At 67.3% G+C, this 14,323-nt stretch carries 7 protein-coding genes; all 7 read left to right on the top strand.

The features are described 5' to 3' along the window. Window positions 1-203: 203 nt before the first annotated feature. Window positions 204-1,469: a mannonate dehydratase gene (uxuA, locus tag LJ737_RS15075; RefSeq protein WP_227767145.1), complete on the top strand. Its 1,266-nt coding sequence runs from the start codon at window positions 204-206 to the stop codon at window positions 1,467-1,469. 91 nt (window positions 1,470-1,560) lie between these two features. Further along, on the top strand, window positions 1,561-3,684 hold the full coding sequence (locus tag LJ737_RS15070) for an alpha-glucuronidase family glycosyl hydrolase (protein WP_227767144.1): 2,124 nt from the start codon (window positions 1,561-1,563) through the stop codon (window positions 3,682-3,684). 41 nt (window positions 3,685-3,725) lie between these two features. Next, window positions 3,726-4,562: an SDR family NAD(P)-dependent oxidoreductase gene (locus LJ737_RS15065; RefSeq protein WP_227767142.1), complete on the top strand. Its 837-nt coding sequence runs from the start codon at window positions 3,726-3,728 to the stop codon at window positions 4,560-4,562. 55 nt (window positions 4,563-4,617) lie between these two features. Next, on the top strand, window positions 4,618-7,776 hold the full coding sequence (locus LJ737_RS15060; protein ID WP_227767141.1) for a SusC/RagA family TonB-linked outer membrane protein: 3,159 nt from the start codon (window positions 4,618-4,620) through the stop codon (window positions 7,774-7,776). Between the two features lie 42 nt (window positions 7,777-7,818). Then, a complete protein-coding gene (locus LJ737_RS15055; protein WP_227767139.1) occupies window positions 7,819-9,591 on the top strand; it encodes a RagB/SusD family nutrient uptake outer membrane protein in 1,773 nt (590 codons plus the stop codon). A 69-nt stretch (window positions 9,592-9,660) separates the two neighbouring features. Next, complete coding sequence (locus tag LJ737_RS15050) at window positions 9,661-11,610, top strand: sialate O-acetylesterase (RefSeq protein ID WP_227767137.1); 1,950 nt, start codon at window positions 9,661-9,663, stop codon at window positions 11,608-11,610. Window positions 11,611-12,072: 462 nt separating this feature from the next. Next, window positions 12,073-14,274, top strand: coding sequence for a glycoside hydrolase family 3 N-terminal domain-containing protein (locus tag LJ737_RS15045; RefSeq protein ID WP_227767135.1), 2,202 nt, complete (start codon window positions 12,073-12,075; stop codon window positions 14,272-14,274). Window positions 14,275-14,323: the final 49 nt, after the last annotated feature.

Genomic DNA, 14,323 nt, shown 5'->3' with positions numbered 1-14,323 from the left:
CGGAACCGTTTTCGAAAACGTTTCCGGTATTTTTATTTCGAAATCAGGGAGTTGAGGCGGTTTACGGGCTGGCTTTTCCGAAAGTCGTTCACCTATCTTCGACCAGAAGTCAGCACTCACCCACCCCGGCAACATTCCCACACACGTTGCGGTGGAACGATGGGTAGGTAGCTGGATAATTGTACTTTCTCCCCAGCACGCGTATGCTTCCCACCATGCGCTGGTTCGGTCCGTCCGACCCGGTCCCCTTGTCCCACATCCGCCAGGCGGGCTGCGCCGGCGTCGTCACAGCCCTGCACCAGATTCCGGTGGGGGAGGTGTGGCCGGTCGAGGCTATTCGGGCCCGGCAGCAGCTCATCGAAGCCGACAATAGTGAGTACTCACCGCTGCACTGGCTGGTGGTGGAAAGCCTGCCGGTGCACGAGGCCATCAAGAAGGGCCTGCCGGCGCGGGAACAGTACATTGAGAATTACAAAACCTCGTTGCGCAACCTGGCCGCCTGCGGCCTGCGTACCGTCTGCTACAACTTCATGCCGGTGCTCGACTGGTCGCGCACCAACCTGAGCTTCGAGATACCGGACGGCTCGCGGGCCCTGCGCTTCGTGTGGCAGGACTTTGCCGTGTTCGACCTCTGCATCCTGCACCGCCCCGGCGCCGCGGCCGATTACGAACCCGACGTGGCCACGGCCGCCCGCGACCAGTACGCCCGCATGAGCGAGCCGGAGCGCCAGCACTTGACCAACACCGTGCTGCTGGGCCTGCCCGGCTCGGAAGAAGCCTTCGAGCTGGCCGGGTTCCAGCAGCTGCTCGACGAGTACGCCGCCATCGACGCGGACACGCTGCGCGCCCACCTGCACTATTTCATCCAGCAAGTGGGCCCGGTGGCTGCTGAAGTGGGCGTAAACCTCTGCATTCACCCCGACGACCCGCCGTACCCACTGCTGGGCCTGCCCCGGGTGGTGAGCACCGAAGCCGACCTGGCCGTCCTCATGGCCGCCTACGACCACCCCAGCAACGGCATCACCTACTGCACCGGCTCCTTGGGCGTGCGCCCCGACAACGACTTGCCGGGCATCGTGCGCCGGCTCGGGCACCGCATCCACTTTGTGCATTTGCGGGCCACCAAGCGCGAGCAGAACCCGCGCAACTTCCACGAGGCCGACCACCTCACCGGCGACGTGGATATGTACGCCGTGGTGCGCGAGCTGGTGCTGCAGGAGCAGCGCCGGCAGCGCAAGGGCTTCGGGCAGCCCCAGTTGCCCATGCGCCCCGACCACGGCCACCAGATGCTCGACGACCTGCAGAAGAAAACCTACCCCGGCTACTCCGCCATCGGCCGCCTGCGCGGCCTCGCGGAGCTGCGCGGCCTGGAGCTGGGCATCCGCCGCTCCCTCGAAATCGACGCCGTGCCCGCCGGACTGGCGTCGGTCAGCCCGGCGGCCCACGCCGCGGCCCGGCTGCTGAGCTAAGCTCCGACTGTTGCGCCCGCGCCGCTGCGCGAATCCCCCGCTGGCCTCCCCAGGCTGGCACCCTGCCTCCGCTTCCCCGCATTCCCACACGATGATGTTCCTGCGTACCTGCCTGCTCTTGCTGTGCCTACTCGTCAGCGCCGCCACCCGCGGCGTGGCCGACGACGGCTACCGGCTGTGGCTGAAGTACGACCTGATTCAGGACGCGGGGCAGCGCAAGCAGTACCAGCAAGCGGCGCAGTTTGTCAGCGCCCCGGGGGCGTCGGCCACGCTGGAAGCGGCCGCCGAGGAGCTGCAAACCGGCCTCAGCGGCCTGCTGGGCCAGTCCGTGCCGCTCATCGGCGACGCCAAAGGCAGGAAGGGCGGCATCGTTCTGCGAGTCGAGGCTACCGCAGCCGACAACGCCGGGCTGGGGGAGGAAGGCTACCGCATCTTCCCCGAGAAAAATAACCTGATTATCAGCGGCCGCCGCGACGTGGCCGTGCTCTACGGCGCCTTTGCCCTGCTGCGGCAGGTGCAGACGCGCCAGCCCATCGACGGCCTGAAACTCAGCAGCGTGCCGAAGATTCAGCACCGCCTGCTCAACCACTGGGACAACCCCAACGGCACGGTGGAGCGCGGCTACGCGGGCTCTTCGATCTGGAAGTGGTACGAGCTGCCGGAAACGGTGGACCCGCGCTACCGCGACTACGCCCGCGCCAACGCCTCCGTGGGCATCAACGGGGCGGTGCTCAACAACGTCAACGCCTCGCCGCGCCTGCTCACTACCGAGTACCTGCACAAGGTGGCTGCCGTGGCCGGCGTGCTGCGGCCCTACGGCATCCGGGTGTATTTGTCGGTGTTCTGGGCCGCGCCCAAGGTCATCGGCGGCCTGCCCACGGCCGACCCGCTCGACCCGCAGGTGCGGCAGTGGTGGAAAGCCAAGACCGACGAGATTTACCAGCTTATCCCCGACTTCGGTGGCTTCTTGGTGAAGGCCAACTCGGAAGGGGAGCCCGGCCCGCAGGACTACGGCCGCAACCACGCCGACGGCGCCAACATGCTGGCCGCCGCGCTGGAAGGCCACGACGGGCTGGTGATGTGGCGGGCCTTCGTCTACAAAGCCGACCCGAAAGGGGACCGGTTCAAGGCCGCCTCCGAAGAATTTTTGCCCCTCGACGGCAAGTTTGCTCCGAAGGTGCTGGTGCAGGTGAAGAACGGGCCGATTGACTTCCAGGCCCGGGAGCCGTTCCATCCGCTGTTCGGGGCCATGCCGCGCACCCCGTTGGTGCTGGAAGTGCAGCTCACGCAGGAATACCTGGGCTTTGCCACCCACGCCGTGTACCTGGCCCCGCTCATCAAGGAGTGCCTGGATTCGGACACCTACGCCCGCGGCAAGGGCTCGACGGTGGCCCGCGTGGTCGACGGCTCGGTGGATAAGCACGCGGTGAGCGGCATGGCGGGCGTGGCCAACATCGGCGCCGACCGCAACTGGACCGGCCACCCCATTGGGCAGGCCAATTGGTACGCCTTCGGCCGCCTGGCCTGGGACCACACGCTCGGCTCGAAAGCCATTGCCGAGGAGTGGACCCGGCAGACGCTCACGACCGACCCGCAGGCGGTGCAGACCGTGGCCGCCATGATGCAGCAGACGCGCAGCATCTACGTGCGCTACACCACGCCGCTGGGTTTGCACCACATCATGGGCGAGAGCATCCACTACGGCCCGCAGCCCTGGCTGGAGCGCAGCGCCCGCCCCGACTGGACGGCCATCTACTACCACCGCGCCGACTCTGTGGGGCTGGGTTTCGACCGCACGGCCACGGGCTCGAACGCGCTGGCCTTGTACAAGCCCGAGGTGCAACAATTGTGGGGCAACGCGCAAACGATTGCGCCGGACTACCTGCTCTGGTTTCACCACGTGCCTTGGCGCCGGCAACTCAGCACCGGCCGCACCCTCTGGGACGAGCTGTGCACCCGCTACTACACCGGCGCCGACTCGGTGCTGTGGCTGCAGCGGCAGTGGGCCGCGGTGCAGCCCCGGGTGGACCCGGCCCTGCACGCCGACGTGGCCGCCCGCCTGCTCACCCAGCACAAGGAAGCCCTCTGGTGGCGCGACGCCTGCGTGCTCTACTTCCAGACCTACGCCCGCCGGCCCATTCCGGCGCCTTTCGCCCCGCCCCAGCGCACCCTCGCCGACGTGAAGCGGCTGGTCGACCTCTACCAACTGCGCTAACCCTTCCTCCTCCGACTCAACCCTCCTTTTACCGCTTACGCATGGAAAATATCGTCGAACTTCTCAGCCAAAACGGCCGCCGCGACGAACCGGGACCGAAGACCACCGGGCAGGTGGCCCACGAGCAGGCGTTTTCGCTGGCCGGGCGCCTGGCCCTGGTGACCGGGGGCGGCAGCGGTATCGGGCTGGAAATAGCGCGCTGCATGACGCAGGCCGGCGCGACGGTCATCATCACCGGCCGCCGCGAGGAAGTGCTCAAAGAAGCCAAGCAAGCCCTGGGCGAGCGGGCCCAGTACCTCGTCAACGACGTGTGCGACCTGGCCTCCATCGACGGGCTGATCGAGCACATCGAAACCACCTTCGGCCCGCTCGACGTGCTGGTCAACAACGCCGGCATCAACATGAAAAAGCCGGCCCTGCAGGTCACCGACGAGGAATTCGCCCGCATCATCAACACCAACCTCAACTCCGTCTTTGCCCTCACCCGCGCCGCGGCCCAGCGCATGGTGGCCCGGCGCCGCGGCGTCATCCTGATGATTTCGTCGATGGCTGCCTACTACGGCATCGACCGCGTGGTGGCCTACGCGGCCTCCAAGTCGGCGGTGGAGGGCATGGTGAAGGTGCTGGCCTCCGAGTTTTCGGCCCACGGCGTGCGCGTCAACGCCATTGCGCCGGGCTTTATCGAAACGGAGATGAGCCGCACGGCCATGAACTCCGACCCCGACCGCAAAAGCCGGGCCCTGCGCCGCACGCCCATGGGCTCCTTCGGCCAGCCCGAGGACATCGGCCGGGCGGCCGTGTTCCTGGCCAGCGACGCGGCCCGCTACATCACCGGCGCCTCGCTGCCCGTCGACGGCGGCAACTCCATCGGCTTCTAGCGCGGCCGGGCCCCCTCTTGACTCCTACCTTTCCACAATTCCCACTCTCACTTCCATGACTACACCTTTACGCAGAACGGCCCTGCAGCTCAGCTGGCCGCTGCTGACGGCCGCGGCCCTGCCGCTGGCCTTTGCCGGGGCGCCGCTGAGCGCCGTGGCGCAAACGACCCAATCGGTATCGGGGCGCGTGACGGGCGCCGACGGCAACGGCCTGCCGGGCGTGAGCGTGGTCGTGGCCGGCACCACCCAGGGCACCACCACCAACGCGGAGGGCGTGTACAACCTGCAGGGCGTGCCCGCGGGCGCCACGCTCACCTACTCCTTCGTGGGCTACGCCACCCAGCGCGTGGCCGTGGGCAGCCGCAGCTCGGTGGACGTGAAGCTGCTGGAAGACGTGCAGAACATCAACGAAGTGGTAGTGGTCGGCTACGGGGTGCAGAAGAAAAGCCAGGTGACGGGGGCCATTTCCTCGGTCGACGAGCAGCAGCTGCGCGACGTGCCGGTGGCCAACATCGGCCAGGCCCTGCAGGGCCGCGCGGCGGGCGTCAACATCAGCAGCGCCAACACCACCCCCGGCCAGGCCCCGGTTATCCGCATCCGGGGCAACCGCTCCTTCGCCGGCTCCAACGACCCGCTGCTGGTGGTGGACGGCGTGCCCTTCGACGGCAGCCTGAACGACCTAAACCCCGACGACATCAGCTCGCTGGAAGTGCTGAAAGACGCCTCGTCGACGGCCATTTACGGGGCCCGCGGCGCCAACGGCGTTATCCTCATCACGACCAAGCGCGGCAAGGCCGGCGCCCCGCGCGCCACTTACAGCGCCTACTACGGCGTGAAGAAAGCCTACGGCCGCTACGACCTGCAGAACGGGCAGGAGTACTTCAACTTCCGCTCGGAGGCCTTCCGGGCCGCCGGCCTGGACCCGAACACGGCCGCCGGCTTCCTCACCGACGACGAAAAAGCCAACCTCGCCGCCGGCCGCGACTTCGACTACCAGGACCTGCTGTACCAGAACGGGCGCATTCAAAACCACGCCCTGGGCCTGAGCGGCGGCACCGAGCAGACGCAGTACTCGGCTTCGCTGGGCTACTACGACGAAACCGCCATTGTGCCGGTGCAGGGCATCAAGCGCTACTCCCTGCGCGGTACCCTCGACCAGCAAGTGGGCAAGCGGGTGAAAGTGGGCCTGAATACCCTCAATAGCTTCACTCAGCAAAAAGACCCGGGCCTCAACAATATGTACAACATATTGACGTCGAGCCCGCTGGCTACGCCCTACAACGCCGACGGCACGCCCAAGCTCTACCCGGTGGACGGCGAAACGGCTTACTCGAACCCGCTCACCAACTACATCAAGGACGGGCGCCTGGACCAGCGCCGGCGCATCCGCACCTTCAACAGCCTGTACGCCCAGGTAAACCTGCTGAAGGGCCTGGATTACCGCTTCAACCTGGGCCTGGACGCCCGCGCCGAGTTCAACGAGGGCTTCGGGGCCAGCGGCACCACCGGCCGCGGCAACCAGCAAAGCGCCGCGTCGCGCTCGACGAGCACCGCCTTCAACCTGCTGGCGGAAAACCTGCTGATTTACAACCGCACGTTTGCCGAAAAGCACGACGTGAACTTCACCGGGCTCTACAGCTGGCAGGGCTTCCGCAACGACGGCTTCGGCACCGGCTCCCAGAACCTGCTGGCCAACTACCAGCTGGCCTCCAACCTGGGCACCGGCACGCCCACCTCGGCCACCAGCTTCGAGGGCCGCTGGGACATCATTTCCTACATGGGCCGCCTGAACTACGCCTTCGACAACCGCTACTCCGTGACGGGTACGGTGCGCGTCGACGGCTCCTCGCGCCTGTCGAGCAACATCTACCGGGCTTTCCCCTCGGTGGCCGTGGCCTGGAACCTGGCCAACGAGTCGTTTATGCAAAGCCAGGGCTGGATCAGCAGCCTGAAGCTGCGCGCCAGCTACGGCCGCACCGGCAGCACCGCCGTGAACCCCTACCAGACGAAAGGCTCGCTCGGGACCGGCCTGGGCAACGGCTACTACAACTTCGGCACCACCGGGGTGGCGGGCGTGCGCCCGGCCAGCATTCCGAACCCCAACCTGGGCTGGGAATACACCGGCACCACCAACTTCGGCCTGGACTTCGGCTTCTTCGACAACCGCGTGTCGGGCTCGATTGAGGTGTACCAGCAGCGCACCAACGACCTGCTGCTGCCCGACGCGCTGCCCACCACCAGCGGCTACGGCTCGTTTACGAAGAACATCGGCAAAACCCAGAACCGGGGCGTGGAAGTAAGCCTGACCACGGTGAACGTGCGCACGGACAGCGGCTTCGAGTGGTCGTCGGACTGGAACTTCACCATGAACCGCGAGAAGGTGCTGGACCTGGGCCTGGGCAAGGACGAAAACGGCAAGCAGCGCAGCGACATCAGCAACCAGCGCTTCATCGGCCAGCCGCTCTACGTGTTCTACGACTACAAGTACGACGGCATCTACCAAACCAACGAAGCCGCCGCCGCTACCAAGGCCGGCACCAAGGTCGGGCAGGTGAAGATTCAGGACCTGAACGGCAACGGCGTGGTGGACGCGGGCGACCGGCAAATCATCGGCTCGCGCCAGCCCAAGTTTGAGGCCGGCACCACCCAGCGCTTCCGCTTCAAGGGCTTCGACCTGAACGCGGTGGCCCTGACCCGGGTGGGCGCCACCATCGTCGACCCGGTGCTGTACTCGCCCTCGTACTTCACCACCTTCAGCGGCCGCCGCAACCAGGTGAATCTGCCGTACTGGACGCCTTCTACCCCCGATAACCGCTACCCGCAGCCCAACCAGAGCTACTTCGGCGACTTTGTGCCCAACGCCCAGTCGCTGGCCTACCTGAGCGGCACGTTCATTAAAGTGCGCAGCATCGACCTGGGCTACACCCTGCCGCAGAGCGTGGTGGGCAAGGCCAAAATGAGCTCGGCCCGCATTTACGTGCAGGTGCAGAACCCGCTGATCTGGTCGCCGGAGGAATACTTCAAAAAGAACAAAGCCATCGACCCGGATGCGCTGTCCTACTCCACGCGCTTTAGCGGCAGCACCTCCGTCAACGGTGGGGTGGCCTTCGCCGAGGGCGACCTGAACAGCGCCGTGAACAACGGCCTGGCCGGCCGGGGCGTGAACTATCCCACCACGCGCGCCTTCATCGTGGGCCTGAACGTGGGCTTCTAATTCTTCCCTCAACTCTTCCGGCGCTGCGGCGCCTCCTTTCCGATGAAAAAGATTCTGTTTACCGGCTCGGCCTTGGCACTGCTGCTGGCCACCGCCGGCTGCGATAAAGACACCCTGGTAGAAGACCCGCGCTCGGTGCTGGTGCCCGGCTTCTTCGGCACCCCCGACGGCATTCAGGCCGGCCTGGTGGGCGTGTACTCGGGCCTGCGCAACGTTACCTCCGACCAGGGCGGCTCGAACTTCATGTCGCAGGGCACCGATGAGTTCATGCGCGGCTTCGGTGCCTCCGACGGCTTCGAGGACTACAACGCGGGCCAGATGAGCTCCACCAACGGCACGGCTACCAACCTCTGGACCGCTTTCTACGGCAACATCAACACGGCCAACGGCGTGCTGCAGTACGCCGGCACGGTGCAGGGGCTGGCGCCGGCCACCCTGAACCAGATTGTGGCCGAAGCCAAGATCCTGCGCGCCTGGAACTACTTCTACCTGGTGCAGTCCTTCGGCGACGTGCCGCTGATGCTCAAGTTCGTGGACTCGCCCACCAAGGACATTGCGCGTGCCCCGGTGGCCGACGTGTACGCCGCCATCGTCAAGGACCTGAACGAAGCCCTCGACCCGGCCACGGGCATTGCCAACACCAACCCCCAGCAGGGCCGCGTCACGCGCGCCACGGCCCTGCACCTGCTGGCCAAGGTGCACCTGACCCGGGCCACTTCCTCGGCCCGCGCCGCCGACGACTACGCCAAGGCCGCCCAGTACGCCGAGGAGCTGATTCGCGACGCCACCACCAAGTACAACAAAGGCCTGGAAGCCGACCCGGCCCAGGTATTTGCCGAAGGCAACGAGAACGGCAAGGAGGTGCTGATGAACGTGCAGTTCAACAACGACCCCGTCTTCACGGGCATTTCCGACAACGGGGCGGGCGGCGCCGGCCAGAACCAGACCAACTTCCTGTTCCGCGTCCGCTACGACCTGCTGCCGAACATGGCCCGCAGCGTGGCCTATGGCCGTCCGTTCGGGCGCCTGGGCTCCACGCCCTACCTGCTCGACTCGTACAAGCTGGCTTCGGAAACCTCGCCGCGCCAGTGGCGCACCACCGACACCCGCTACGCCAAGTGGTTCTCGACGCTGTGGCTGGTGAATTCGCCGGGCGGCAACGGGGGCACGGCCTTTAACCCCCGCGCCGTGGTGGGGGACACGGCCGCCTGGTACGCCGGCCGCGAGCTGACGGCCGCCGAACAAACCCGCATCAACAACCGCCCCAACGGCCGCTACGTGGTGGGCACGCCTAGCACCTACACCACCAACTTCTCGCCCTACATCAACAAGTACGACGACGCCACCCGCGCGGCCGTCAACAACAGCTCCGACCGTCCGCTGATTTTCTACCGCTTGTCGGAGACCTACCTGATTGCGGCCGAGGCCAATATGTACCTGGGCAACACCTCCCGGGCCGTGGATCAGATCAACACCATCCGCCGCCGGGCCGCGGCCCCCGGCCGCACCAGCCAGATGGAAATCACCGCCTCGCAGCTCAACATCGACTTCATCCTGGAAGAGCGCACCCGCGAGCTGTGCGGCGAGTTTACGCGCTGGTACGACCTGGTGCGCACCGGCAAGCTGGTGGAGCGCGTGAAGCGCTACGTGCCGGCCTACGTGGGCTCCAAACCCTCGCCCATCCCCGGCGGCACCGACCAGTACGGCTCGAACGCGGCCGCTAACATCCAGCCCTTCCACGTGCTGCGGCCCATTCCGCAGCAGGAAATCGACCGGACCGGCGGCAAAATCACCCAGAACCCCGGCTACAACTAACCGCTGAGGCGGCGCCGGCGGCCCCGTAGTGGCGGCCGCCGGCGCTGGCCCCGGGCGTTTGACTTTGCTATGAACCCTAACCTGTCGCTTCGAACCATCTGGGCCCTTGGCCTGAGCGCGCTGGCCGCTGCCCCCGCCAACGCCGCCGTGCGCCTGCCCCGCCTCATCAGCGACGGCATGGTGCTGCAGCGCGGCACACCCGTGCGGGTGTGGGGCTGGGCCGACAAGGGCGAGGCCGTGGCCGTCACGTTTCAGGGCAAAAGCTACCGCGCCACGGCCGGCCCAGACGGCCGCTGGCAGCTGCTGCTGCCCGCGCTCAAGCCCGGCGGGCCCTACGTGATGAGCCTCAAGGCCAGCAACCAGCTGGAAGTGAAGGATATTCTGGTGGGCGACGTGTGGCTGGCCTCGGGCCAGTCGAACATGGAGCTGCCGATGGCGCGCGTCAAGGACAAGTACCCCGACGTCATTGCGCAGTCGACCAACGCGCAGATCCGGCAGTTCGATGCGCCCACGCGCTACAGCCGCTCGCGCCCGCAGGCCGACTTGCCGAGCGGGCGCTGGACGGCCGCCGACCCCAAATCGGTGCTGCAGTTCTCGGCCGTGGGCTACTTCTTCGCCAAGGAGCTGCACGCCAAGTACAAGGTGCCCATCGGCCTGATCCGGGCGGCGGTGGGCGGCTCGCCGGCCGAAGCCTGGCTGAGCGCCGACGCCCTGAAAGCCTTTCCGGCCTACGAGCAACGCGCCCGGCAGCTCCAGGACAGCCTGTACGTGGCCGGCGTGCAGCAGCAGGAGCGGGCCCGCGACGTGGCCTGGTACCGCAACCTGCGCCAGCAGGACCAGGGCTTCGCCAAGGGCCAAACGCCTTGGTACGCCCCGGACCTAGATACCCGCGACTGGAAAACCATGACCATCCCCGGCTACTGGGCCGACCAAGGGCTGGGCCCCATTAACGGCGTGGTGTGGCTTCGTAAGGAAGTGGACGTGCCGGCCGCTATGGCCAGCCAGCCCGTGCGCCTGAACCTGGGCACCATCGTCGACGCCGACTCGGTGTACCTGAACGGGCGCTTCGTGGGCACGACGGCCTACCAGTACCCGCCGCGCAAGTACGAGCTGCCGGTGGGCGCGCTCAAGCCCGGCAAAAACGTGCTGGTGGTGCGCGTCATCAACAGCGCGGGCCGCGGCGGCTTCACCCTCGACAAGCCTTACGAGCTGCGCGCCGGCGAGCAGGCGGTGGATTTGCGCGGAGCCTGGCAAGTCAAGCTCGGCGCCAAGAGCGAGCCGCTGGCCGCGCCCACGTTCTGGCAGTGGCAGCCCGGCGTGCTCTACAACGGCATGGTGGCCCCGCTGGCGCCCTATACCGTGAAGGGCGTCATCTGGTACCAAGGCGAGGCCAACACCAAAGCGCCCAAGGAGTACCTGCCGCTGATGAGCAGCCTGATCGGGGACTGGCGCCGCGCCTGGAACCAGCCCGCTATGCCCTTTCTCTACGTGCAGCTGGCCAATTTCATGGCCGTGAAGGAGCAACCCACCGAAAGCAGCTGGGCCGAGCTGCGCGACCAGCAGCGCCGCACCCTGGCCGCCGTGCCGCACACCGCCATGGCCGTGGCCATCGACCTGGGCGAGTGGAACGACATTCACCCACTCGACAAGCAGTCGGTGGGCCACCGCCTGGCGCTGGCGGCCGAGAAGGACGTGTACGGGGAAAGCGGCCTCGTGGCCTCGGGGCCGCTGTACCAGGGCATGAAAGTGAGCGGCAACAAAATCACGCTCTCGTTCACGGGCGTGGGCGGGGGCTTGGTGGCCAAGGGCGGGGGCGAGCTAAAGCAGTTTGCCATTGCCGGCCCCGACCAGCAGTGGCAGTGGGCGCAGGCCCGTATCGAAGGCGACAAGGTCGTCGTCTGGAACGAGCAGGTGCCCAACCCCGTGGCCGTGCGCTACGCCTGGGCCGACAACCCCGAGGGCGCCAACCTCTACAACAAAGCGGGGCTGCCGGCCTCGCCCTTCCGCACCGACCACTAAGCAGCCGCGCCGCCCGCGGGCGGCGCACTCCGACTTACCGGCCCGCAGCTACGGACCGGTGAACGGCCTTCGGGACCGGGGCCGCTCAGGCCGACGACGGGCGTGGGAACTCGCCGCCGGCCGTGCACGACTGACGCGCCTGTGGGCGCGTTGGGGAACAGGGGAATACGTGTAGCGGCGGCCGGTGCTCAAGGCCCCGGCGCCGCAGCGAGGGGCCCCGCGCCCGAGGGACCGTGCCGCCGCCGGGGCGAGAGACCTGGCGGGCTGGCTGCCGGCAGCTACTGCTATTCTGAGTGAGGAAAGCAGCAGCTGCCGGCTTTGCCGGCGGCACCCGCGCCGCCCGGCCATTGCTGAATTGCTGCCTGACCTATCTGAAGGCGCTGCCCCAACCGGCGGCGCCCGCCGGCCCGCCCATGCGGCGCGCCGCCGACGAATACCCCAACCACCGACCCGCTCAAACCCATGCCCGCCAAGTCTTTGCTGCGCCTTGCCCTGCTACTGGCCGCCCCCGCGGCGCTGGCCCAGGCGCCGGCCTCCGTGGCCCCGCTCTACCTCGACGCCCAGCAGCCGCTGAACCGCCGCGTGCAGGATTTGATGGGGCGCATGACGCTGGAAGAAAAAGCCAGCCAGATGATGGACTATAGCGTGGCCATTCCGCGCCTGAACATCCCGACCTACAACTGGTGGAACGAGGCCCTGCACGGCGTGGGCCGCTCCGGCGCGGCCACGGTGTTTCCGCAGGCCATTGCCCTGGGCGCGGCCTTCGACGAGGACCTAGCCCTGCGCGTGGCCACGGCCGTATCCGACGAGGCGCGGGCCATGTACAACGCCGCCGCGGCCAAGGACTACCGCCTGCGCTACGGCGGGCTCACCTTCTGGACGCCCAACGTGAACATCTTCCGCGACCCGCGTTGGGGCCGCGGGCAGGAAACCTACGGCGAAGACCCCTACCTGACCTCGCGCATCGGGGTGAACTTCGTGCGCGGCCTGCAGGGCCCCGACCCGCAGCACCTGAAGGTGGCGGCCTGCGCCAAGCACTACGCCGTGCACAGCGGCCCCGAAAAGCTGCGCCACGAGTTCAACGCCCAGGCCTCGCCCCAGGACTTGCGCGAAACCTACCTGCCAGCCTTCCGGGCCCTGGTGCAGGAAGCGGGCGTGGAGTCGGTGATGTGCGCCTACAACGCCACCAACGGCGAGCCGTGCTGCTCCAACAAGTTTCTCCTGCAGGATGTGCTGCGCAAGGAGTGGGGCTTCCGTGGCCACGTGGTGACGGACTGCGGCGCGCTGGAAGATTACTTTTCGGCCTCGGGCCACCACGTGGCCAAAAACGCCGCCGAGGCCTCGGCCATGGCGGTGAAAATGGGCGTGAGCCTCAACTGCGGCACCGAGTACAAGAACTTGGCCGACGCGGTGAAGCAGGGCTTGGTGACGGAAGCGCAGGTGGACAGCGCCTTGGCCATTCTGCTGCGCACTCGCTTCAAGCTCGGCCTCTTCGACCCCAAGGGCAGCTCGCCCTACGACAACCTGCCGGTGTCGGTGGTCAACAGCGAGAAGCACCGCGCGCTGGCCCGGGAGGCGGCACTGAAGTCGGTGGTGCTGCTCAAAAACAACGGCGCGCTGCCCCTGCGCAACGACCTGCCCAAGTACTACGTGTGCGGCCCCAACGCCACCAGCCTCGACGCGCTCATCGGCAACTACTACGGCGTGAACCCGCGCATGACAACCATCCTGGAAGGGCTGGTGGGCGCCATCGAGCCGGGCAGCCAGATGCAGTACAAGCCCGGCATCCTGCTCGACCGCCCCAACGTGAACCCCGCCGACTGGACCACCGGCGACGCGAAGAAGTCGGATGCGACCATCGTGGTGCTCGGCATCACCGGGCAGATCGAAGGGGAGGAGGGCGAGTCCATTGCCTCGGCCCACGCCGGCGACCGGCTCGACTACAACCTGCCGCAAAACCAGATTGACTTCCTGCGCAAGCTGCGCCAGGGCAACACCCGCCCCATCGTGGCGGTGATTACCGGTGGCTCGCCCATGAACCTGGAGCAGGTGCACGAGCTGGCCGACGCGGTGCTGCTGGCCTGGTACCCCGGCGAGGAAGGCGGCGCGGCCGTGGCCGACATCGTCTTCGGCAAAGCCGCGCCCTCGGGCAAGCTGCCGATTACCTTTCCCAAGAGCCTGGACCAGCTGCCCGCCTACGACGCTTACGGCATGCGGGGGCGCACCTACCGCTACTTGGCCGCCGAACCGATGTATCCCTTCGGCTACGGCCTGAGCTACGCCAAATTTGAGTATTCGGGGCTGAAGCTGCCCAAAAAAGCCGCCAAGGGCAAGCCTGTGGCGGTGGAAGCTACCGTCACCAACCGCGGCGCGGTGGCGGGGGAGGAGGTGGTGCAGCTCTACCTCGCGCACCAGCCGCAAAAGGGCGCCCAAACGCCGCTGTACTCCCTGAAAGGCTTCCGGCGCGTGCAGCTCGCGCCCGGCGCCAGCCAGACAGTCAAGTTCACCCTCACGCCCGAGCAGCTGGCCCGCATCGATGCGCAGGGCTGCGCGGTGGCGCCCAGCGGGCCGCTGACCGTGTGGGTGGCCGGGGCCGCCCCCAGCCCGCGCAGCCAGCAGCTCGGCGTGGCCGCGCCCGTCACGGCCCAGCTGGCGGTGAAGTAACCCGGCCGCCCGGCTCCGGGCAGGTTTGCCAACGGCATTTTTCTATTAC

Source organism: Hymenobacter sp. 15J16-1T3B, from assembly GCF_020711235.1.
In the GTDB taxonomy this organism is placed as follows: Bacteria; Bacteroidota; Bacteroidia; order Cytophagales; family Hymenobacteraceae; genus Solirubrum.
The sequence above is the reverse complement of the archived record's forward strand: the minus strand, read 5'-3'. Positions and strand labels throughout refer to the sequence as shown.

Coding starts and splice junctions, on each gene's coding strand:
- uxuA (WP_227767145.1), top strand. CDS start 204: ATGCTTCCCACCATGCGCTGGTTCGGTCCGTCCGACCCGGTCCCCTTG.
- LJ737_RS15070 (WP_227767144.1), top strand. CDS start 1,561: ATGATGTTCCTGCGTACCTGCCTGCTCTTGCTGTGCCTACTCGTCAGC.
- LJ737_RS15065 (WP_227767142.1), top strand. CDS start 3,726: ATGGAAAATATCGTCGAACTTCTCAGCCAAAACGGCCGCCGCGACGAA.
- LJ737_RS15060 (WP_227767141.1), top strand. CDS start 4,618: ATGACTACACCTTTACGCAGAACGGCCCTGCAGCTCAGCTGGCCGCTG.
- LJ737_RS15055 (WP_227767139.1), top strand. CDS start 7,819: ATGAAAAAGATTCTGTTTACCGGCTCGGCCTTGGCACTGCTGCTGGCC.
- LJ737_RS15050 (WP_227767137.1), top strand. CDS start 9,661: ATGAACCCTAACCTGTCGCTTCGAACCATCTGGGCCCTTGGCCTGAGC.
- LJ737_RS15045 (WP_227767135.1), top strand. CDS start 12,073: ATGCCCGCCAAGTCTTTGCTGCGCCTTGCCCTGCTACTGGCCGCCCCC.